Source organism: Ruegeria sp. HKCCA5839 (genome assembly GCF_013035585.1).
In the GTDB taxonomy this organism is placed as follows: domain Bacteria; phylum Pseudomonadota; class Alphaproteobacteria; order Rhodobacterales; family Rhodobacteraceae; genus Ruegeria.
In genome coordinates this window covers 219,677-240,248 of the sequence record NZ_WQIE01000006.1, presented here as the reverse complement: position 1 = coordinate 240,248, position 20,572 = coordinate 219,677, and the positions used below count along the sequence as shown (strand labels likewise).

Annotated in this window: 21 protein-coding genes; 16 read left to right on the top strand and 5 right to left on the bottom strand. The window is 58.6% G+C overall.

What is annotated here, in order from left to right:
• The first annotated feature begins 57 nt into the window (after window positions 1-57).
• The 10 genes from GOV38_RS16850 (at window position 58) to smpB (ending at window position 8,176) form a co-directional block, all read left to right on the top strand.
• A complete protein-coding gene (locus GOV38_RS16850; RefSeq protein ID WP_171209235.1) occupies window positions 58-1,425 on the top strand; it encodes an MFS transporter in 1,368 nt (455 codons plus the stop codon).
• The gene (gene mepA / locus GOV38_RS16845; RefSeq protein ID WP_171131871.1) at window positions 1,422-2,285 is read left to right on the top strand and encodes a penicillin-insensitive murein endopeptidase; all 864 of its coding nucleotides are present in this window, start codon (window positions 1,422-1,424) and stop codon (window positions 2,283-2,285) included. The genes GOV38_RS16850 and mepA overlap by 4 nt, the downstream gene beginning before the upstream one ends.
• Window positions 2,258-3,142, top strand: coding sequence for an esterase-like activity of phytase family protein (locus GOV38_RS16840; protein ID WP_171209234.1), 885 nt, complete (start codon window positions 2,258-2,260; stop codon window positions 3,140-3,142). Before mepA ends, GOV38_RS16840 begins: the two co-directional genes overlap by 28 nt.
• A gap of 91 nt (window positions 3,143-3,233) precedes the next feature.
• Entirely contained in the window at window positions 3,234-3,878 is a 645-nt protein-coding gene (locus tag GOV38_RS16835; RefSeq protein ID WP_171131875.1) for a queuosine precursor transporter, read from the top strand.
• A gap of 263 nt (window positions 3,879-4,141) precedes the next feature.
• Window positions 4,142-4,561 carry an alternative ribosome rescue aminoacyl-tRNA hydrolase ArfB gene (arfB, locus tag GOV38_RS16830; RefSeq protein ID WP_171209233.1) on the top strand — a complete coding sequence of 140 codons (420 nt, stop codon included), beginning with the start codon at window positions 4,142-4,144 and terminating at the stop codon, window positions 4,559-4,561.
• Window positions 4,562-4,617: 56 nt separating this feature from the next.
• The gene (locus GOV38_RS16825; RefSeq protein ID WP_171209232.1) at window positions 4,618-5,352 is read left to right on the top strand and encodes an SDR family oxidoreductase; all 735 of its coding nucleotides are present in this window, start codon (window positions 4,618-4,620) and stop codon (window positions 5,350-5,352) included.
• Between the two features lie 82 nt (window positions 5,353-5,434).
• Window positions 5,435-6,466, top strand: coding sequence for a P1 family peptidase (locus GOV38_RS16820; RefSeq protein ID WP_171209231.1), 1,032 nt, complete (start codon window positions 5,435-5,437; stop codon window positions 6,464-6,466).
• A 56-nt stretch (window positions 6,467-6,522) separates the two neighbouring features.
• Complete coding sequence (locus GOV38_RS16815; RefSeq protein ID WP_171209230.1) at window positions 6,523-6,936, top strand: cytochrome c family protein; 414 nt, start codon at window positions 6,523-6,525, stop codon at window positions 6,934-6,936.
• A 162-nt stretch (window positions 6,937-7,098) separates the two neighbouring features.
• Window positions 7,099-7,641 (top strand): isopentenyl-diphosphate Delta-isomerase, encoded by a 543-nt coding sequence (idi, locus tag GOV38_RS16810; RefSeq protein ID WP_171101654.1) that lies wholly within the window; start codon window positions 7,099-7,101, stop codon window positions 7,639-7,641.
• Between the two features lie 58 nt (window positions 7,642-7,699).
• The gene (smpB, locus tag GOV38_RS16805) at window positions 7,700-8,176 is read left to right on the top strand and encodes an SsrA-binding protein SmpB (protein WP_171101653.1); all 477 of its coding nucleotides are present in this window, start codon (window positions 7,700-7,702) and stop codon (window positions 8,174-8,176) included.
• 6 nt (window positions 8,177-8,182) lie between these two features.
• On the opposite strand, the gene glpK is transcribed toward smpB, so the two are convergent.
• From glpK to panB, 3 genes are all read right to left on the bottom strand, one after another.
• Complete coding sequence (gene glpK / locus GOV38_RS16800; RefSeq protein WP_171209229.1) at window positions 8,183-9,661, bottom strand: glycerol kinase GlpK; 1,479 nt, start codon at window positions 9,659-9,661, stop codon at window positions 8,183-8,185.
• A 72-nt stretch (window positions 9,662-9,733) separates the two neighbouring features.
• Window positions 9,734-10,585 carry a pantoate--beta-alanine ligase gene (panC, locus tag GOV38_RS16795; protein ID WP_171209228.1) on the bottom strand — a complete coding sequence of 284 codons (852 nt, stop codon included), beginning with the start codon at window positions 10,583-10,585 and terminating at the stop codon, window positions 9,734-9,736.
• Window positions 10,582-11,421 carry a 3-methyl-2-oxobutanoate hydroxymethyltransferase gene (gene panB / locus GOV38_RS16790; RefSeq protein WP_171132303.1) on the bottom strand — a complete coding sequence of 280 codons (840 nt, stop codon included), beginning with the start codon at window positions 11,419-11,421 and terminating at the stop codon, window positions 10,582-10,584. The genes panC and panB overlap by 4 nt, the downstream gene beginning before the upstream one ends.
• 168 nt (window positions 11,422-11,589) lie before the next feature.
• Between panB and GOV38_RS16785 the strand changes: the two genes are divergently transcribed.
• The 5 genes from GOV38_RS16785 to GOV38_RS16765 are packed head-to-tail and all read left to right on the top strand — an operon-like array spanning window position 11,590 to window position 17,975.
• Window positions 11,590-13,077, top strand: a complete 1,488-nt coding sequence (locus GOV38_RS16785; RefSeq protein WP_171209227.1) for an ABC transporter substrate-binding protein — start codon at window positions 11,590-11,592, stop codon at window positions 13,075-13,077.
• Window positions 13,078-13,136: 59 nt separating this feature from the next.
• Complete coding sequence (locus tag GOV38_RS16780; protein WP_171209226.1) at window positions 13,137-14,084, top strand: ABC transporter permease; 948 nt, start codon at window positions 13,137-13,139, stop codon at window positions 14,082-14,084.
• Window positions 14,081-14,896: an ABC transporter permease gene (locus tag GOV38_RS16775; RefSeq protein ID WP_171209225.1), complete on the top strand. Its 816-nt coding sequence runs from the start codon at window positions 14,081-14,083 to the stop codon at window positions 14,894-14,896. Before GOV38_RS16780 ends, GOV38_RS16775 begins: the two co-directional genes overlap by 4 nt.
• Window positions 14,893-16,491, top strand: a complete 1,599-nt coding sequence (locus GOV38_RS16770) for a dipeptide ABC transporter ATP-binding protein (RefSeq protein WP_171209224.1) — start codon at window positions 14,893-14,895, stop codon at window positions 16,489-16,491. The genes GOV38_RS16775 and GOV38_RS16770 overlap by 4 nt, the downstream gene beginning before the upstream one ends.
• A 32-nt stretch (window positions 16,492-16,523) precedes the next feature.
• Window positions 16,524-17,975: an aldehyde dehydrogenase family protein gene (locus GOV38_RS16765; protein WP_171209223.1), complete on the top strand. Its 1,452-nt coding sequence runs from the start codon at window positions 16,524-16,526 to the stop codon at window positions 17,973-17,975.
• Here the strand turns inward: GOV38_RS16765 and pncB are convergent.
• Entirely contained in the window at window positions 17,972-19,264 is a 1,293-nt protein-coding gene (gene pncB / locus GOV38_RS16760; RefSeq protein WP_171209222.1) for a nicotinate phosphoribosyltransferase, read from the bottom strand. The two genes, GOV38_RS16765 and pncB, sit on opposite strands and share 4 nt — an antisense overlap.
• A gap of 161 nt (window positions 19,265-19,425) precedes the next feature.
• Here pncB and GOV38_RS16755 point away from each other — a divergent pair, with 161 nt between their 5' ends.
• A complete protein-coding gene (locus tag GOV38_RS16755; protein WP_171101644.1) occupies window positions 19,426-19,950 on the top strand; it encodes a hypothetical protein in 525 nt (174 codons plus the stop codon).
• 2 nt (window positions 19,951-19,952) lie between these two features.
• On the opposite strand, the gene pncA is transcribed toward GOV38_RS16755, so the two are convergent.
• The gene (gene pncA, locus GOV38_RS16750) at window positions 19,953-20,546 is read right to left on the bottom strand and encodes a bifunctional nicotinamidase/pyrazinamidase (RefSeq protein WP_171209221.1); all 594 of its coding nucleotides are present in this window, start codon (window positions 20,544-20,546) and stop codon (window positions 19,953-19,955) included.
• Window positions 20,547-20,572 lie beyond the last annotated feature (26 nt).

The following is a 20,572-nucleotide window of genomic DNA, read 5'->3' as shown; positions in this document are numbered from 1 at the left end:
GCTTGCGAAATGGTCCAAAGCCTCGTCTTATGAAGTCAACGATAAGCAGGGACAGGCATGGCGGTAATTTCCAAGCGCAAGCGCATCTGGGGGTGGTGGTTCTTTGACTGGGCCAGTCAGCCTTACCATTCGCTTTTGGTCACCTTTGTCTTTGGTCCTTACTTTGCGGGCGTTGCAGCGGGGTATTTCTCGGGCACCGGGCTCGATGCGCAGGCCGCAGCGGCGCGGGCGCAGACCGTATGGGCAAATTGCTTGACGATCACCGGCCTTGTCATCGCATTTGGTGCGCCTCTGCTGGGTGCCATGGCCGATGTGACCGGACGGCGTATCCCATGGATTTTCGGGTTTTCGGTGATGTATGTCGTGGGCTCGGCGGCGCTGTGGTACACGATGCCGGATGGCTCGAACATGTGGCTGATGCTGTCCGCCTTTGGTCTGGGCTTTGTAGGCGCGGAATATGCACTGGTCTTCATCAACTCTCAGTTGCCTGATCTGGGGGATGACAACGAAGTCGGCGAGATCTCGGGGTCAGGCTTTGCCTTTGGGTATTTCGGCGGTCTGATCTCACTGGCGATCATGCTGCTGTTGTTTGTCGAACAACCCAATGGCAAGACTTTGATCGGGTTAGAGCCTGCTCTGGGCCTGAATGCAGCCGCGCAGGAAGGCACCCGATTTGTCGGGCCCTTTACGGCTGCATGGTTCATCCTGTTTATGGTGCCCTATTTCCTGTGGGTTCGCGATGATCCCGACAGCTGCAAACATGGCAGTCTGGGCGAGGCGTTGCGATTGCTGGGGAAATCCATCTCGGACTTGCGCCACCGGGTCAGCCTGGCAACCTATCTGGGCTCGTCCATGTTCTATCGCGATGCGTTGAATGGGCTTTACAGCTTTGGTGGCGTCTATGCGCGCCTTGTGCTGGAATGGGATCTGATCAAGATCGGGGTCTTTGGAATCGTAAGCGTTCTGGCTTCGGCCATCTTTTCCTGGATTGGTGGCAAGCTCGACAAGAAGTACGGCCCTAAACCCGTCATTCTTGTTGCGATCTGGGTGCTGATCTTTGTTTGTCTGACCGTCGTGTCGATGGACCGAACTCAGATCTACGGGATCTCTTTGCCAGAAGGATCGGGCCTGCCGGATATGGTCTTTTTCGGATGCGGTATCCTGATCGGCGGCATGGGTGGTGTTCTGCAATCTGCCAGCAGGTCCATGATGGTGCGTCACACAGATCCGGACGCTCCGGTCGAAAGCTTTGGGCTTTATGGTCTGTCAGGGCGCGCAACGGCCTTTGCGGCGCCCTTGCTGATCGGGATTGCAACAACGGTCACCGGCAGTGCACGTCTGGGGGTGTCACCGATCATTTTGTTGTTTATCCTGGGGTTGATCCTAATGCGCTGGGTAAAGGCGGAAGGAGATCAGAGCAGATGATTTTACGACGTTTTTTCATACTCATAGCGGCGCTTTTCTTTGCACAGACCGCCGGGGCCGAGCCTTTGGCCAAACAATTGTTCGGGGCTCAAAAGGCGGGTTCTACCCAGAAAGCAGCCGCTTTTGGCAGTTATTCGCGCGGATGCGCGGCGGGGTCAGTGCAACTGCCCGAGACGGGACCGACTTGGCAGGCCATGCGCCTGTCGCGCAACCGCAATTGGGGGCACCCCGAGGCCATCGACTATGTGCAGGACCTCAGCCGTTTTGCGGCCAAACAACCGGGCTGGAATGGGCTCTATATCGGGGATATCAGCCAGCCGCGGGGCGGGCCGATGACATCCGGTCACCGCAGTCATCAGCTGGGGCTGGATATCGATATCTGGATGCTGCCCGGCGACAATATGCGCCTGAGCCGCAGCGCACGCGAGAATATCTCGTCCATTTCCCTGCGCCGCGCCAACGGGGCCTATGTAAACGGAAATTGGACCAAACAGCATCACGCAGTGCTGCGTGCGGCCGCCAAAGACAAGCGCGTGGCGCGGATTTTTGTCTTTCCGGGTGCCAAGGTGCAGATGTGCAATGACGAAAAAGGCAACAAAGCCTATCTGCGCAAGATCCGCCCCTGGTGGGGGCATCACTATCACTTCCATGTGCGATTGAACTGTCCCAGAGGGTCCAAAGGCTGCGTCAACCAGGATCCGCCACCAAAGGGCGATGGGTGTGCCGAAGCACAGCAGTGGGTGCAGAACATCCTGAACCCACCGCCGCCGGACCCGAACGCTCCGGCCCCCAAGAAACGACGTGAATATGTTCTGGCGGATCTGCCCCAACAATGCGCCGCCGTCTTGCAGTCCAACTGATCGCAGCTTTTCTGTGGGTCGGAACCGCCTGGGCGGTTGAGGTCAAGACCGCCACCCATCTGCAAAGCTATGCCTGGCGCCACCCGGCGGATTGGTTCGGAGGGTTTTCAGCGCTGCACATCTCGGACAATGGCCACCAGATGCTGGCGCTCAGCGACCGCGCCCTCATGCTGACCGCCCGGATCACGCGTGAGGGTGATCAGATCTCGGCGATTGACGTGCAGGATCAATGGCCCGTGCTATCCAGCACAGGCCAGATCATGAAAGGGGCGGCAGGCGATTCCGAGGGGCTTGCGTTGGCAGGCGATGGCAGCTTCTTCATCTCGTTCGAAGGCGTCCACCGGGTGGCCCATTTCAAAGCGCCCGACGCTCGATCAAAAGTTCTGCGGCGCCCAAAGGTGTTCGACGCTTTGTCCCGGAACGGGTCGTTCGAAAGTCTGGCGATAGACGATCAGGGCCGCCTGCTAGCCCTGACCGAGAAAAGCCGGGCCGCAAATGGCGACATATTGGTCTATCGCTGGGATGGTCAGGCTTGGTCCAGCCCGTTTGGCCTGCCTGCACGGGGCAAATTTCAGCCTGTTTCGGCTGATTTCGGCCCGGATGGGCGGCTTTACGTGCTCGAGCGGGCCGTTTCGGTACTGGGCTTTCGCTCGCGCTTGCGCCGGTGGGACATCGTTGACGACAGCCCCAGGTCCGAGGAAATCCTGTTTGAAACCGGCACCGGTACCCATGACAACCTCGAAGGGCTGTCGGTATGGCGCGATGGGCAAGACCGGTTGCGCGCCACCATGATCTCGGATGACAACTTCCTGGCCCTGCAACGCACCGAGCTGGTGGAATATCTGCTGCCCGATTGACAGGCCTTTGGCAAAGGTCTAAACGCACGGCTTGCCTTGGGACGGTCCCTTGGCCAAGTCGCCGCTACCTTGTCAAAACGGGCATCAAAACATGCAACGCAGCTTTATTCCCGGCATCATTGCCATGGCCACCATTGTTGTGGCGTCCAATATCTTGGTCCAGTTCCTGATCCTTGACGGGCTGTTGACCTGGGGTGCTTTCACCTATCCGCTGGCCTTTCTGGTCACTGACATCATGAACCGCGTCTATGGCGTGGGTCCTGCCCGCAAGGTTGTCTTTGCTGGGTTCATCACCGGTATCATCTGCTCATTGATCGGCAGCCAGATCATTCTGCAAGGCGATGGCTTTACCTACGCCGCCGTGCCGCTGCGCATCGCCGTGGCTTCGGGTACGGCCTTCCTGATCGCGCAACTGACCGATGTGACGGTGTTCAACGCCATGCGCGGCGGTCAATGGTGGCGCGCGCCGCTGGTCTCGACCCTTGTGGGATCGGCCCTGGATACCGCGATTTTCTTCACACTGGCTTTCTCGGCCTCGGTTACCTTCTTCGGGGCCAATGCCGACGCTGCGATCAACTGGGCGTGGGAGCCTGTGCCCTTCATGCTGACCGGTCCGATGGCGCCGCTTTGGGTGACGCTGGCATTCGCTGATTGGCTGGTCAAACTGTCTCTGGCCCTGATCGCCTTGATTCCGTTCAAAGTGATCGTGGGTCGGCTGACAGCACAGCCTGCGTAAAAAAGTGCTTTGAGATTGGCACAACTTGTGCCACGCTCAAAATTAACCGCAACAGATAGAAAAGGAGGTGATCCAGTGTCAAGAAAGAGATTGGAGAGAGGTGTCGGAACAACCGGGGGGACCGCCTGCTAGGGCAGCCCTTGGTGGAGCGTTTGCTCCGGCTGGTCGATTGATCTAACCGACCCGACCTCCTGAACTTTCGAAGGGCCGTCCCACCGGGGCGGCCCTTTCTGTTTTCGCACGCGCCGGTTAAGGTCGCCCCCATGTTGCGCATCACCGACGATATCATCCTGCAAGATTGGGAGATGACCGAGAGCTTTGTCCGCTCCTCCGGTCCCGGCGGGCAAAACGTCAACAAGGTCTCGACCGCTGTCGAGTTGCGGTTCGAAGCCGCGCGCTCGCCCGCGTTGCCCGACCCTGTTAAGGCCCGGCTGAAGCGACTGGCCGGGCGGCGCTGGACCAAAGACGGTGCGATCATCATCCAATGTGAAGAGACCCGCAGTCAGGCCCGCAACCGAGAAATCGCCCGCGCGCGGCTAGCAGAGCTGATCACCCGAGCATTGGTCAAGCCCAAACGCAGGATCGCCACCAAACCCACCTATGGGTCGGTCAAACGCAGGCTTGCGGCAAAGAAGGCCCGCGGCGATGTCAAAGCGCTGCGGGGCAAAGTGTCAGAAGATTGATCTGGCATCTTTCAAGCGCGGCGCTAATCTGACCCGGTAAAAGGGGGACCAAACGTATGAGGTTAGAGGGAAAAACCGCTATCGTCACAGGCGGCGCATCCGGCTTTGGTGCCGGGATTGTGCAGAAATTCCTGGCCGAAGGCGCGCGTGTTGTAATCGCGGATATCAATAGCGCGGCAGCCGCTGACCTGGCTGATCAACTCGGCCCGCAGGCGACCGCCCAACAAGTCGATGTCGGTGATGCCGCATCGGTTCAGGCCATGGCGGATGCATCCGGTCCGATTGACATTCTGGTCAACAATGCTGGCGTCACCCACCTGCCCACCCCGCTGGAAGACGTCACCGAAGACGATTTCGACCGGGTCTTCACCGTCAACATGAAATCCGTCTACCTGACTGCCCGCGCCTTTGTTCCGGCGATGAAGGCGCGCGGCTCTGGCGCAATCCTCAACGTCGCCTCCACCGCAGGCCTGTCGCCGCGCCCCAATCTCAACTGGTACAATGCCTCCAAAGGCTGGATGATCACGGCCACCAAAACCATGGCCGTTGAACTCGCCCCCACAGGTGTCCGCGTCAATGCGATCTGCCCGGTGGCAGGGGAAACCCCGCTGTTGAAATCCTTTATGGGTGAAGACACACCCGAGATCCGCGCCAAGTTCCTCTCGACCATCCCGTTGGGCCGCTTCTCAACCCCAGAAGACATGGCCAATGCGGCCTGTTTTCTCTGCTCGGACGAGGCCAGCATGATCACAGGCACAGCGCTCGAAGTCGATGGTGGCCGATGTATCTGATTCACCGCTTCTTCTGTTCCAAAATACCTCCGCCGGAGGCAGCGCGCGATAGCGCGCTTCTGATCTAACAAAAAAGGCAAACATGACCCCCGGACCCCGAAACCTGATCACCGATGTCCCCGGTATACTCGTCGGCAATGCGCAGGACGATGCTCTGAAATCGGGTACAACGGTGCTGACTGCCGATGCGCCATTAGTGGCCTCGGTGCATGTCATGGGTGGTGCACCAGGAACGCGTGAGACTGATTTGCTGGCCTCGGACAAGTCGGTTGAACATGTGGATGCCATCGCTCTTTCCGGCGGCTCTGCCTTTGGATTGGATGCCTGTTCTGGCGTCTCGGATATGTTGCGCGCGCATGGTCGCGGGTTTCAGGTGGGTCAGGCCATCGTGCCCATTGTTCCCGGCGCAATCCTGTTTGATCTGCTGAACGGTGGCGACAAGGATTGGGATGATAACCCTTATCGCGCGCTAGGGGCTGCGGCCTATCGATCGGCCTCGGATCAGTTTTCGTTGGGCTCGGTCGGAGCGGGAACAGGAGCGCTTGCGGCGATGCACAAGGGGGGGCTCGGTTCGGCCTCTTGCAGGTTGGAAAACGGTATTACTGTCGGGGCTTTGGTTGCTGCCAATCCTATGGGCAGCGTGACCACGCCTAAAGATCGCCATTTCTGGGCCGCACCGTTCGAGATTGGGACCGAGTTTGGCGGGCTGGGGCCAGATCCCGCATCCGGGCTTGGCGAATTCCCCGCCAGCCGCAAGGCGCAGGCTATGCATCCCGCGAAACCCGATCAAGCGAACACCACAATTGCGATTGTCGCAACCGATGCTGCCCTGACCAAAGCGCAATGCCAAAGGCTTGCAACAGCGGCCCATGACGGGATCGCGCGCGCTGTGCTTCCGGCCCATACACCGGGTGACGGAGATCTTGTTTTCGGCGTCAGCACCCGGGCGCAAAAGGTTGATCCGTCTGTCATGGCGATGCTGGGCCATGTCGCGTCGCTGTGTCTGGCGCGCGCGATTGCGCGGGCGGTTTACTTTGCGACTCCTGCACCCGGGGACCTATTGCCGTGCTGGACGCAGCTGAACGACCCTGACGCGCGGCAATCCGCGCGTTGACTCTTCGTCTGCGCACAGCACCTATTGCATAAGCTGAAAGAACGTGGAGTTTTCAAATGAATCGCATTCTCGCCACTGCGCTGATGGGTCTGCTGGCCATGCCCGCCTTTGCCGAAGGGGACGCAGAAGCCGGTAAGAAGGCTTTCAACAAATGCAAATCCTGCCACCTGATCGCTGATCCTGCCGGAGAGGTCATCGTCAAGGGTGGCAAGACCGGGCCTAACCTCTACGGCGTCGCGGGTCGGACTGCGGGAACGGTCGAGGATTTCAAATACGGCGACAGTATCGTGGCCGCTGGTGAAAACGGGCTGGTTTGGGACGAAGCAAGCTTTGTGGAATATACCAAAGACCCGAAAGCCTTTTTGAAAGACTATCTGGGGGAAACCTCGGCCAAGTCCAAAATGACGTTCCGCCTGAAATCGGGGGCCGAGGATGTCTATGCCTATATCGTCAGCGTTTCGGGCGAATAACTCGGCCAACTGATCCAGTTCTGATCTTTCTGAAAGGCCGCACCCCCCTGCGGCCTTTCGTGCTGTTGATTGCTGGGCAGATCACCACCAGTTTGGAAGCATCAGTAGTTGATCAGGTCTATGCACCTCAAAACTTGGACCAGTAACAAGAGAGAACAACAGATGGGTATCATGATCCCGGCCTGGGTCGATGGCGTTCTGACCCCTGTTGAAAAACTGGAAGCCCATAAAAAGGGTCTGCGGCACAAGGCCGTTTCCGTGTTTGTCGTGCGTGGAACCCAGATCCTTCTGCAGCGCCGTGCCATGGGCAAGTACCACACGCCCGGTTTGTGGGCGAATACCTGCTGCACCCATCCCGATTGGGACGAGGTGCCATCAGCCTGCGCCGTGCGGCGGATGCGCGAAGAGTTGGGGATCACCGGCCTTTACCCCGAATACCGTCACCGCCTGGAATATCATGCGGATGTGGGCAATGGCCTGATCGAGAATGAGGTGGTCGATGTCTTTCTGGCCCATGTGCGCGGGCCGCTGAAAATCGAGCCTAACCCTGACGAAGTGATGGATATCCGTTGGGTCGACTACCATGACCTTCTGGCCGAGGTGAAACGCCACCCCGACAGGTTTACCCCGTGGTTGAAGATCTATCTGCACAATCATGCGGATACGATTTTCGGGCCAGACCTGATTATTTCCGCCAATTCCTGACCATTGACGCATCAGCCTGTCTTGCATGGACGGGCCAAGCCGCCTACATCAACGCGTCATGGCCAAGCAGAAGACAGACCCGAATTACAAAGTGATCGCCGAAAACCGGCGGGCCCGTTTCGATTACGCAATCGAGGACGATCTTGAATGCGGGATCGTGCTGGAAGGGTCCGAGGTTAAATCCCTGCGTGCAGGCGGGTCGAATATCGCCGACAGCTATGCCTCGGTCGATGACGGAGAGCTGTGGCTGGTCAACAGCTATATCGCGCCCTATGAGCAGGCGAAAACCTTCAAGCACGAAGAACGCCGCCGTCGCAAGCTGCTGGTCTCGCGTAAGCAGATGTCGGATCTGTGGAACGCCACGCAACGCAAGGGCATGACCCTTGTGCCCCTGGTTTTGTACTTTAACCACAAGGGCCGGGCCAAAATCAAAATCGGCATCGCCAAGGGTAAAAAGACCCATGACAAGCGCGAGACGCAGGCCAAGCGCGATTGGTCACGCCAAAAGCAGCGCCTGATGAAAGACCATAGCTAAGCCTGTTCAGAACGCCATTGCCGCCGCAACTGCGCGTTGCCAGCGCGCATAGGCCGCATCACGTTTGTCAGCCGCCATTGCGGGCTGGAATTGCCGGTCCAGAGCCCATGTTGCCGCAAACTCATCCTGTTGCGGGTAGATCCCCGCGCGCATCCCGGCCAGCCAGGCGGCACCCAGGGCCGTTGTTTCCTGCATGACCGGACGATCCACCGGGGCGCCCAGAATGTCCGACAGGCCTTGCATGGTCCAATCCGACGCGCTCATGCCGCCATCGACCCGCAAGGTTACATCCGTATCCGCGCCCCAGTCGCTTTGCATTGCGTGCCACAAGTCTCGGGTCTGGAAGGCGATGCTTTCCAACGTGGCGCGCGCAATCTCGGCCCGGCCCGAGTTTCGGGTGAGGCCAAACATCGCCCCGCGACAATCCGGCTGCCAATAGGGCGCGCCCAGACCGGTAAAGGCGGGAACCAGAACGACATTCTGAGTGGTATCCGCACGCGCCGCCAACTCACCGCTTTCGGCCGCGTTGTCGATGATCTGCAAGGCGTCGCGCAGCCATTGCACAGCGGCACCGGCGATAAAGATAGATCCTTCCAGCGCATAGGTGCGTTTTCCGTCCAGCTGGTAGGCGATGGTTGTCAGCAGGCGGTTTTTCGACATCACCGGCGCATCGCCCGTGTTCAGCAGCGCGAAACAGCCTGTACCATAGGTCGATTTGAGCATTCCCGGCTCGAAACACGCCTGCCCGATTGTTGCAGCTTGTTGGTCACCGGCCACGCCAAGGATCGGAATCGTGCCGCCAAACAGCGTTGTCTCCCCGAAGTCCGAGGCGCAGTCCTGTACCGCAGGCAACATGCCGCGCGGCACATCCAGCAAATCACAAATCTCAGCGCTCCATTCGCCCTGATGGATGTCAAACAGCAAGGTACGGGCCGCGTTGCTGGCATCCGTGACATGCGATCGACCCTCGGTCAGGCGCCAAATCAGGAAGGTATCGATTGTTCCGAAGAGCAGATCTCCGGCGGCGGCACGGTCTCGCGCGCCGGGTACAGCGTCCAGCAGCCATTTGACTTTGGTGCCCGAGAAATACGGGTCCAGCAGCAGTCCGGTGCGGGCGGTGACATCTTCTTCCGATCCGGCCTCGCGCAGGGTGGCGCAAATCTCGGATGTGCGGCGGTCTTGCCAGACAATGGCGTTGTGAATGGCCTGACCTGTGTGGCGATCCCAGATCACCGTGGTTTCGCGCTGATTGGTGATGCCGATCCCGGCTATCTGGTCGGCGGAAATTCCGACGGTTTGGATCACCTCGCGGCAGACGGCCACAACACTGTTCCAGATATCTTCGGGGTCATGTTCGACCCAGCCTTCCTGCGGGAAATGCTGAGGAAATTCTTGCTGCGCAGTGCCCACACGCTGCATCTTGGCGTCAAACAGAATGGCCCGTGATGATGTGGTGCCCTGATCGATTGCCAGAATATAGGTCATGGCTGCTCTCCCCCTGAAGTCTCGTTCCGCCGGACTTTAGCGCAAACACTGCCGCAGGGGCCAGAGCAGAAATCAGGCGGGGTCAACCGCGATATTGTCGATCAGTCGGACGCCATCTGCCCAAGCCGTCACAAACAGACGCGCGGGCCTGCTGGCTTTGGTCAAAGCCTCAAGGGTTTCGGCGCAGCGCAGGTCGAAATACTCGATTTCGGTGAATCCTGCCCGGAGCAAATCGGTCTTGGCCTGCTCTGCCAGATCGGCAAAATCGTGTCCAGCAGACAGTTTTGCAGCGGTTCTTTTCATGATCGCATGTTTGTGCGCTGCTATGGCCAGCCCCTCTTGAGACAAACGCAGATTGCGCGACGACATCGCAAGGCCGGAAGGTTCGCGCACAGTTGGGCATCCGATAACCTCAATCGGGATGTCCAGATCCCGTGCCATACGGCGCACAACCAGCAGCTGCTGATGGTCTTTTTCCCCGAAATAGGCTCGATCCGCCTGAGTTTGCAGGAAGAGTTTCGCCACAACTGTGGCCACCCCTTCAAAATGTCCCGGTCGAAACGGACCTTCCATTACATCAGTCAATCCGCCCACGGTCACTGTGGTCGAAAACCCTTGGGGATAGATCTCATCCGGGTCGGGTACATAGATCGCATCGACCTTATAGGGCAGCAGCTTTTGTGAATCTTCAAGCTCGGTCCGCGGATAGTTCGCCAGATCCTCGGGATTGTTGAACTGTTTGGGGTTCACAAAGATCGTCACGATCACCCGGTCACACCCGGACTTGGCGGCCTCGACCAGCGACAGGTGACCCTGGTGCAAGGCGCCCATTGTCGGAACAACCCCAATCACTTCATCCTTGCGTTGCCAGTCGCGGGTCAGGGTGCGTAGTTCCGAAAGCTTGCGTAGAATGGGCACCGTCATGACTTGATACCTTTGGCAGGGGCCTGATCCGCGAAGACATGTTCCGCCGCAGGAAAGCTGCGGTCACGCACTTCGGCTGCGTATTCTGCGATGGCAGCCTCGGCCAACGGCCCAAGCTCGGCATAGCGTTTGACGAATTTCGGCTTAAACGCGGTGAAAAAGCCAACCATATCGTCGACCACCAAGATTTGCCCGTCACACCCGGCAGACGCGCCGATGCCAATCGTGGGGATTGGAATTTCGGCTGTGATTTTGTCGGCCAATCCCTGCGGAATCTTCTCTAACACAACGGAAAACGCGCCTGCTTCCGCTACTGCACGGGCATCGGCCAAGACTGCGTCTGCTTGATCATCGCGCCCCTGAACTTTGTATCCGCCCAAAGTGTTGATCGACTGTGGCGTCAGCCCGATGTGGGCCATTACCGGAATGCCGCGTTGAACCAGAAAACGGATGGTTTCGGCCATTTCGACGCCGCCCTCCAGTTTAACCGCCCCAGCCCTGGTTTCGGCCATCAGACGGGCGGCATTGCGAAACGCCTCGGCAGGGTCATGCTCATAAGTGGCGAATGGCATGTCGATGACCATCATCGCCTTGTCCAAACCCCGGGCAACCGCCTGACCGTGCAAGATCATCATCTCCATGGTTACGCCAAGGGTGGAGTCGAGCCCATGCAGCACCATGCCAACGCTATCGCCCACAAGCACAAAGTCACAATGGTCATCCATCAGCCGTGCCATTGGCGTCGTATAAGCTGTCAGACTGACCAGAGGCAGGCCACCTTTGCGGGCGCGAATGTCTTCGGCGTTGGGGGCTTTTTTGCGGGCCGTGGCGCTCATGATCGCTCCTCCGGGGTTATACTGCGGCGCGGCATAGCAGATGCCGCAGGTGCAGCGAAAGCCCGGTTGCGCGAACATTTTCTTGATTGACCCAAGGTTTAAAGGAACATTGGTCTCAGAAAGAGCCGTAACCAGCGGCCCAACCTGTTCCAATGGGGAGTAATTGCCATGACACTGTACTCGGTTCGCACCTGCGCATCAGCCCTTGCGCTGGGCGCTACATTGCTTGCGTCACAGGCGCTGGCGAAATCGGACATCACCATCGCGATGCAGCTTGAGCCACCGCATCTGGACCCGACCAGCGCCGCGGCGCAGGCCATTGATTCGGTCGTTTACACCAACATCTTCGAAGGCCTCACTCGATTTATGGGCGACGGATCCGTGGTTCCGGGCCTGGCTGAAGGATGGGAGATTTCGGATGACGGCACCGTTTACACCTTTACGCTGCGCGACGGGGTGACGTTTCATGACGGATCGACGATGGATGCCGAAGACGTCAAGTTCAGTCTGGACCGCGCGACAGCAGAAGACAGTGCCAACGCGCAAAAGGCGCTGTTTGCCGGGATCGAAAGCGTCGAGGTTGTTGACCCCTTAACGGTCAAGATCACCCTGTCCGAGCCGAACGGCAATTTCCTGTTTAACCTGGCCTGGGGCGATGCGGTCATCGTCGCACCCGAAAGCATTGATGATATCAAGACCAACCCAGTGGGCACCGGTGCCTATACCTTTGGCGACTGGGTGCAAGGCGACAGCATCACGCTAAACCGCAACCCAAATTACTGGGGCGAACAGCCTGCATTAGAGACTGCAACGTTCAAGTTCATCTCGGACCCAACTGCGGCGTTCTCGGCCATGATGGCCGAAGATGTGGACGTGTTCGACAATTTCCCGGCACCTGAAAATCTTCCGCAGTTCGAAGCAGATCCGCGCTTTCAGGTGTTGGCCGGATCGACAGAAGGCGAAACGATCCTGTCCACAAACAACAAACAAGCACCGTTTGACGACATTCGTGTGCGCCAAGCACTTGCCCACGCGATTGACCGGCAAGCCATCATTGACGGGGCAATGTTTGGATATGGCACGCCGATCGGCACCCATTTTGCACCGCACAACCCGGCTTATGTCGATCTGACAGGAAATTCGGCTTATGACCCCGAAAAAGCCAAAGCGATGTTAGCCGAAGCGGGTTTTGCCAATGGGTTTGAAACCACATTGCACCTGCCGCCGCCATCCTATGCGCGCCGGGGTGGTGAGATCATCGCGGCTCAGCTGGCCGAGGTCGGGATCAAGGCTGAGATCATCAATGTGGAATGGGCCCAATGGCTGGAATCGGTGTTCAAAGGCAAAGAATTCGGCCTGACGATCGTCAGCCATACCGAACCGATGGATATCGGCATCTATGCGCGGCCTGAATACTATTTCCAGTATGATAGCACGGATTTTCAGGCGCTGATGGACACACTGAACTCGACGACGGATCCGGATGAACGTACCCGGCTGATGGGTGAGGCGCAGCGTCTGATCGCGGATGACTATGTCAACGGCTACCTGTTCCAACTGGCCAAGCTTGGGGTGGCCAAAGCAGGCGTTCAGGGCCTGTGGGAGAACGCTCCCACAGCGGCCATCGACCTGAGCGCCATCAGCTGGAGCGAATAACCAAACCGGGCGGGTCATAATGCTGGACCCGCCCGACCCGCGCCCCTAACGTGGCAGTAATGCTGCGCTACACTCTCAAACGATTGCTATCCTTGCTTGTCAGCCTGGTCGTTGCCTCGGTTGTCATTTTCGCTGTGATCGAGGTTGCACCGGGTGATCCGGCCTCGTTCATGCTGGGGGTTAATGCGCAAGAGGACACACTCGCGGCACTGCGGGCCGAGCTGGGGTTGGACGTGTCAAAAACCCAGCGGTATTTCAACTGGATCAGCGGGATGTTGGTCGGAGATTTCGGCACCTCTTACACCTATCGCACGCCGGTTTCGCAGATGATTGCTGACAGGTTATGGGTGTCGCTGCCGCTGGCGCTTTATGCGCTGACACTGTCGACCCTCATTGCTTTTCCAGCGGGGATCTACGCCGCTGCACGTCGGGGCAAACCGGGTGATCTGACAGTGATGGGCGCAACGCAGCTGGGCATCGCCGTTCCAAATTTCTGGTTTGCTATGATGCTGGTGCTGATCTTTGCTATCAACCTGCGCTGGTTCAATGCCGGAGGCTTCGCGGGTTGGGACAATGGGTTCTGGACCGGCCTGCATTCATTGACCCTGCCCGCGATTGCACTTGCCTTGCCGCAGGCGGCGATCCTTGCGCGCGTCATGCGGTCGTCGCTGCTGGACATACTGGCCGAAGATTTCATGCGCACCGCTCGCGCGAAGGGTCTCACGCGTCGCCAAGCGCTGTGGCGGCACGGCGTGCGCAACGCTCTGATCCCGGTGCTGACCATCATCGGGTTGCAATTCTCGTTCCTGCTGGCTGGCTCGATCATCATCGAACAGGTGTTCTATCTGCCGGGACTGGGACGGCTGGTGTTTCAGGCGATCTCGGCCCGCGATCTGATCGTGGTCGAATCCGTGGTCATGTTGCTGGTCTTTGCGGTGATCACGGTGAATTTCCTGGTCGACCTCGCCTATGCCGCCGTTGACCCAAGGCTGAGGAGCAGGACATGAGCCGCAACCTGATCCTTGGCGCGGCGCTGTCGTCGCTGGTGGTGCTGGCAGCGTTGGTTTCCTTCGTCTGGACGCCCTATGACCACGCCGCACTGAACATCCCCGACAAGTTGCAGACTCCGAACGCGCAACACTGGTTCGGCACCGACCATTTCGGGCGTGACATGTTCTCGATGATCATGGTGGGTGCGCGCACCTCGATCGCCGTGGCCTTGGTGGCGGTCGGCATCGGCATGGCGCTGGGCGTACCCTTGGGCCTGACCGCTGCAGCGCGCAAAGGGTCGTGGTTGGATGAAGTGATCATGCGCGGCAATGATCTGGTCTTTGCCTTCCCCTCGCTGGTCATTGCGATCCTGATCACTGCCGTCTTTGGCGCGGGTGCGATCAACGCCATCATCGCCATCGGCATCTTCAACATTCCCGTCTTCGCCCGCATCACCCGAGGCGCGGCCCTGTCCTTGTGGGAGCGAGAGTTTATTCTGGCCGCCCGTGTGGCAGGCAAAGGTGCCGCGCGGATATCGGCCGAACATATCCTGCCCAATGTGGCCAACCTGCTGATCGTTCAGGGCACCATCCAGTTCAGCCTGGGTATCCTGGCCGAGGCGGGGCTGTCCTATGTCGGTCTGGGTGCACAACCGCCCACGCCCAGCTGGGGGCGGATGCTGGCCGATGCGCAGACAATGGTCAGTTTTGCCCCACATTTGGCTCTGATTCCCGGTCTGGCGATCATTGTCACTGTGCTGGGGTTGAACCTGTTGGGCGATGGGCTCCGCGACTGGCTGGACCCAAGAATTCGGGTGGCACGGGCGTGAGTTTGCTTCAGATCCAGAACCTCTCGTTGTCGATTCACGGCCAGCCGATCCTGAAGGATGTCAGCCTTTCCATCGATCCGGGTCAGATCGTGGCGGTCACCGGTGAAAGCGGGTCTGGCAAGTCGATGACTGCGCTTGCTGTGATGCAGCTTTTGCCGAACGGAGCCGACGCGACCGGGACAATCGAACTGGACGGTCAGGAACTTATGGATCGCCCCGAGGCCCAGATGTGTGCCCTTCGCGGTGCCGCGATAGGCATGGTGTTTCAAGAGCCGATGACAGCGCTGAACCCAGTGAAAACCATCGGCGATCAGGTGATGGAAACCATCCTGATCCATAAAGCCATGCCACCGACTCAGGCGCGTGCGCGCGCCCAAGAGGTGTTGGAACGGGTCGGCCTACCGCCAGACCGCTTCCCTCTTGGTCGCTATCCACACGAATTGTCGGGCGGGCAACGTCAGCGCGTGGTTATCGCCATGGCCATCGCGCTGCGCCCCAAGCTGCTGATCGCAGATGAGCCGACAACCGCGCTGGACGTGACCACCCAAGCCCAGATCCTTGATCTGCTGAAAGACCTCGTGCGCGAATATGGTATGGGCTTGCTGATGATCACTCATGATCTGGCCGTCGTGGCCGAAATGGCCGATCAGATCACTGTCATGCGCCATGGCGAAGTGGTCGAGCGTGGGGCGACCCAGCACCTATTGCAAAATATGCAACACCCCTACACCCGGATGCTGTTCGAGGCGTCGGATCATCAGGTCAACCTGCCTGATCCGGCAAGCCCGCAACCGCTGCTGGAGGTCACACAAGTTGTCAGGGAATACCGCCTACCGCGCACAGGGCTGTTCGACACCCCGGGTTCTCACCGTGCGGTTGACGGCGTCAGCTTTACCCTGAACCGTGGTGAGCGGTTGGGCCTGGTTGGCGAGTCCGGCTGTGGAAAATCGACCCTAACGCGGGCGATTTTGGGTTTAGAAGAGGTGCAATCCGGGCAAATCCTGTTGGATGGGCAGCCGGTCTTTTCTGGTCACCGGCCCAACTTGGCCGTGCGTCGTAAAATGCAGGTGGTGTTTCAGGATCCCTATGGCAGTTTCAACCCCCGCCACCGGGTTGCCCGGCTGATCACAGAGCCGTTTCACTTGCTGGAAGCACCGCCGACTGGGACAGAACGACAAGAGCGTATCGCTGAAATGCTGACCGCCGTGGGCCTCCGCCCCGATGATGCGGGGAAGTACATCCATGAATTCTCGGGCGGGCAAAGACAGCGCATCGCCATTGCGCGTGCGCTGATCACGCGCCCCGAACTGATCGTCTTTGATGAGGCAGTGTCGGCCCTAGATGTCTCGGTCCGGGCGCAAATCCTGGATTTACTGGCGGACCTCTGCGCCGCCTATGACCTGACCTACCTGTTCATCAGCCATGATCTGAGCGTTGTGCGCACCATCACTGACCGGGTTTTGGTGATGCAATCAGGCAAGATCGTCGAACAGGGCGAAACGGAACAGGTGTTTTCGAACCCTCAACATCCTTACACCCAAACGCTGATCGCCGCCGCGCCAAAACTACCAGATATCCACGTAAAAACGGCCTGAATACCCTTTTTAGAGACGAAACGGAGAGCAAAATGACCCAGCAGCCATGGTTTGACCCTAGCTTGTGCCTGATCGGAGGGGATTGGGTTCCGGCGCGCTCTGGCCAGTTGCTTGCTTTGATCAATCCCTCGGATGGGGGCGAAATCTGCCAAATCGCGCGCGGGTCGTCTGATGATATCGATTCTGCGGTTGTGGCGGCGCGATCGGCGATGAACGGGGAATGGGGGCGCATGACCGCGTTAGAGCGGGGGCGCATTCTGACCCGATTGGGGCAATTGGTACTGGACCGGGTCGAAGATCTGGCCGCGCTGGAAGCGCTGGATGTGGGCAAGCCGCTGACGCAGGCGCGTGCCGATGCCATCGCGCTGGCGCGGTATTGCGAGTTCTACGGCGGTGCTGCCGATAAGGTGATGGGTGAAACGATCCCCTATCTGGATGGCTATACCGTTTACACCCTACGCGAACCACATGGGGTGACGGGCCACATCGTGCCGTGGAACTATCCGATGCAGATCATCGGACGCTCGGTCGGGGCGGCGCTGGCAATGGGCAATGCCTGCGTGTTGAAACCGGCGGAAGAGGCCTGTTTGACGGCACTTGCCTTCGCGCATCTGGCGGTCGAGGCTGGGCTGCCCGCCGGAGCGCTGAATGTCGTACCCGGATTGGGGGCCGAGGCCGGGGCCGCCTTGTCCGGGCATCCGGGCGTCAACCATATCTCTTTCACCGGATCTGTTGCCACCGGCGCCTTGGTCCAGCAAGCCGCAGGGCGAAACGTGGTGCCGGTGACCCTGGAGTTGGGCGGTAAATCCCCTCAACTGGTGTTTGACGATGCCGATCTGGATGCGGCGCTGCCTTTTCTGGTGAATGCAGGCATTCAGAATGCGGGGCAAACCTGCTCGGCTTCTTCGCGGATTCTGGTGCAGCGCCGGGTCTATGAGCAGGTCAAAACTCGCATGGCCGAGGCCTATGGGGCGCTGACTGTTGGCCCTGCGATGCAAGACCTGCGGGTTGGGCCATTGATCTCGGAGCGGCAGAAACAGATTGTCAGCGCGTTCCTAGAAAAGGGCGCGGATCTGACGGTTGCCGCGCAGGGTGAAATTGTTGGCGACGCACCAGAAGGCGGCGCCTATATCCAACCTACACTGTTTGCCGATGTACCACCTGATCACGTTCTGGCCCGGGATGAAATCTTTGGCCCCGTGCAGGTTATGATCCCGTTTGAAACGGAAGAACAGGCTCTAACCATAGCGAATTCGACCGAATACGGCCTTGTCGCCAGCATCTGGACACGGGACGGCGCCCGCCAGATGCGTCTGGCCAAAGCGCTGCACTCCGGGCAGGTCTTTATCAACAACTATGGCGCCGGGGGCGGGGTTGAGCTTCCTTTCGGTGGCGTCGGAAAATCCGGGCATGGCCGCGAAAAAGGGTTCGAGGCGCTCTATGGCTTTTCGCAACTGAAAACGGTGGCTGCCTATCACGGCTAGACGATGACCTCGATCGCCTGCTGCGCGCCGACGCCAAACACCCGTTTATAGCGCTCGATCTGGTCTTTGGGGCCCATGGCCTTTTCCGGGTTGTCCGACAGTTTCACCGTCGGCCGACCATTGGCTGACACCGCCTTGCACACCAGTGAAAACGGCGCGAGCGCGTCATCGGGTACCAAGCCGCGAAAGTCATTGGTCAGCAGCGTGCCCCATCCAAATGAGACATTGACCCGCCCGGAGAACTGTCTGTGTAGTTCTTTGATCTTGTCCACATCCAGCCCGTCCGAGAAAATGACACGTTTTTGCGTCGGATCCTCACCACGATCCTTCCACCAGTCTATGGCAATTTTAGCTGCGGCGGCCGGATCGCCGCTGTCGATGCGAATACCTGTCCAACCCGCCAGCCAATCTGGCGCGCGATCCAGAAAGCCCTTGGTACCATAGGTGTCGGGCAGGATGATACGCAGGTTCCCTTCGTGCTCATCGTGCCAATCGCTTAGAACGTCATAGGGGGCCTGGGCCAGTTCCGCATCCGTATCGGCCAGCGCGGAATAGACCATGGGCAACTCATGCGCGTTGGTTCCGATGGCCTCAACCTCGCGCCGCATCGCGATCAGGCAATTGGATGTGCCGGAAAAGGCAGACCCCAATCCTTCGATCATGGCCTGCACGCACCAATCCTGCCACAGGAATGAGTGGCGCCTCCGGGTGCCGAAATCAGCGATTCCCAGACCATCGATTTGACGCAGTTTCTCGATTTTTTCCCACACGCGTGTCATCGCGCGGGCATACAGCACCTGCAATTCGAACCGGCGCATGCCATTCAGAACAGCGCGCGACCGCAGCTCCATCAACACGGCCAGGGCCGGTATTTCCCACAGCATGACCTCGTGCCATTTGCCTTCGAATGTCAGTTCATACTGATCCCCGCGGCGCTCGAGATGATAGGCGGGCAGGCGCATATTCTCGAACCATTCCATGAAATCCGAGCGGAACATCTGCCGTTTTCCATAGAACATATTGCCCCTTAGCCAGGTGCTTTCACCACGGCTCAGGCTGAGCGACCGAATGTGATCAAGTTGCTCGCGCAGCTCACCTTCGTCTATCAATCGGGCGAGCGGAACGTGATTCGACCGATTAATCAGCGAAAAAACCACATCCGTTTGGGGCTTATTTCGAAACACTGACTGGCACATGAGCAGTTTGTAGAAGTCTGTGTCGATTAAAGAACGTACAATTGGGTCAATTTTCCATTTATGATTGTACACCCGTGTCGCTATGTCGACCATGAGGAGCTCCTGCCATTTCTGTCGTTAGATCAATCTGAACGGCAATTGGCAAGAGTCGCGGAATTGGGAACAATGCCAAGGACAAGTCACATTGCGGGCTTAATACGAGTGCTCCTTGCCCAGTAGGTTATGGGCGGGATGGTGAAAGTTAAGAGTTGTGGATGAGTCTGAATTACGACTTTGATATTGTAACGATTGCGCCTGATGAGGTTGACCCGGAACATGGTTTCGCGTCGATGACAGGAACGCGCCCCGTGCGCGCGGTCTTCCGCGACTTCCAAACAGCTGAAGCGCTTCGCTCTGCGTCTCCCAAGATCCGCAGGATATTCCTGGAGTCGGGTTTCAGCCTGGAAACGCGTGAGACCGGTGTTGGACGAGGCTTCTATCGCGCCGAAGACGCCGAAGCGCGCCAGCGCGTGTTAAAGCGGCTGTTTACCAATATTCGCAACATGGGTGTTCAGGGCGAATACTGTGGGGATTTCGACTTTTGGTCTTTTCTGGAACAGACCCGAAACGCGCAGCCTCTGCCGGCATCTGGACGTAAGGAATTTGCGCCGGTCGCCGATCAAACAGAAACGCAGCCGCAACGCCGCCCGATTGCGGCTAAGATTGGGATTGCGATTGGTGTCGCCCTGATTCTGTTTGCGCTGCTAAAATTGCTGGCTGCACAAGGTGCAAATCCCTGATCTCAGATCAGTTTCACACCGGCTTCCCGCATAGCCTGTTCGGCAGCGGCCAAAGATCCGTCCATATCAATGGCGCGACATGCATCAAGACGCACGGTGACGTCAAAGCCAAGCCTTGCGGCATCAACGGCTGAGAAATGAACGCAGAAATCCGTGGCCAGGCCAACCATTGTCAACGCGGTGATCCCGCGTGTGTTCAGATAGCCTTGCAGCCCCGTGGGCGTTGACTGGTCATTCTCGAAAAATGCCGAATAGCTGTCGATCGCTGGCCGGAACCCTTTGCGGATAATCAGATCTGCATCTGTGCGAAGGCCAGAGTGAAACGCCGCGCCGTTGGTGCCTTGAACGCAGTGGTCGGGCCAAAGCACTTGCGGTCCATATGGCATTTCAGTCATTTCAAAAGGTGATTTGTCCGGATGCGAACTGGCGAATGAGGAATGACCCGCCGGATGCCAGTCTTGCGTCAGGATCACGACCTCAAAATCATCCATCATGGCGTTGATCGGCGCAACGATTTCGTCCCCGCCCGCCACGGCCAAAGCACCACCCGGGCAGAAATCATTCTGTACGTCGATCACGATCAGAGCATGGGTCATTTCGGTCTCCTGTTACTGCATGTATC

Coding starts and splice junctions, on each gene's coding strand:
- smpB (WP_171101653.1), top strand. CDS start 7,700: ATGGCCAAGCAGAAGACAGACCCGAATTACAAAGTGATCGCCGAAAAC.
- GOV38_RS16755 (WP_171101644.1), top strand. CDS start 19,426: ATGAGTCTGAATTACGACTTTGATATTGTAACGATTGCGCCTGATGAG.
- mepA (WP_171131871.1), top strand. CDS start 1,422: ATGATTTTACGACGTTTTTTCATACTCATAGCGGCGCTTTTCTTTGCA.
- pncB (WP_171209222.1), bottom strand. CDS start 19,264: ATGGTCGACATAGCGACACGGGTGTACAATCATAAATGGAAAATTGAC.
- GOV38_RS16835 (WP_171131875.1), top strand. CDS start 3,234: ATGCAACGCAGCTTTATTCCCGGCATCATTGCCATGGCCACCATTGTT.
- GOV38_RS16840 (WP_171209234.1), top strand. CDS start 2,258: ATGCGCCGCCGTCTTGCAGTCCAACTGATCGCAGCTTTTCTGTGGGTC.
- GOV38_RS16785 (WP_171209227.1), top strand. CDS start 11,590: ATGACACTGTACTCGGTTCGCACCTGCGCATCAGCCCTTGCGCTGGGC.
- GOV38_RS16825 (WP_171209232.1), top strand. CDS start 4,618: ATGAGGTTAGAGGGAAAAACCGCTATCGTCACAGGCGGCGCATCCGGC.
- GOV38_RS16765 (WP_171209223.1), top strand. CDS start 16,524: ATGACCCAGCAGCCATGGTTTGACCCTAGCTTGTGCCTGATCGGAGGG.
- GOV38_RS16820 (WP_171209231.1), top strand. CDS start 5,435: ATGACCCCCGGACCCCGAAACCTGATCACCGATGTCCCCGGTATACTC.
- glpK (WP_171209229.1), bottom strand. CDS start 9,661: ATGACCTATATTCTGGCAATCGATCAGGGCACCACATCATCACGGGCC.
- arfB (WP_171209233.1), top strand. CDS start 4,142: ATGTTGCGCATCACCGACGATATCATCCTGCAAGATTGGGAGATGACC.
- GOV38_RS16780 (WP_171209226.1), top strand. CDS start 13,137: ATGCTGCGCTACACTCTCAAACGATTGCTATCCTTGCTTGTCAGCCTG.
- pncA (WP_171209221.1), bottom strand. CDS start 20,546: ATGACCCATGCTCTGATCGTGATCGACGTACAGAATGATTTCTGCCCG.
- panC (WP_171209228.1), bottom strand. CDS start 10,585: ATGACGGTGCCCATTCTACGCAAGCTTTCGGAACTACGCACCCTGACC.
- idi (WP_171101654.1), top strand. CDS start 7,099: ATGGGTATCATGATCCCGGCCTGGGTCGATGGCGTTCTGACCCCTGTT.
- GOV38_RS16775 (WP_171209225.1), top strand. CDS start 14,081: ATGAGCCGCAACCTGATCCTTGGCGCGGCGCTGTCGTCGCTGGTGGTG.
- GOV38_RS16850 (WP_171209235.1), top strand. CDS start 58: ATGGCGGTAATTTCCAAGCGCAAGCGCATCTGGGGGTGGTGGTTCTTT.
- panB (WP_171132303.1), bottom strand. CDS start 11,421: ATGAGCGCCACGGCCCGCAAAAAAGCCCCCAACGCCGAAGACATTCGC.
- GOV38_RS16815 (WP_171209230.1), top strand. CDS start 6,523: ATGAATCGCATTCTCGCCACTGCGCTGATGGGTCTGCTGGCCATGCCC.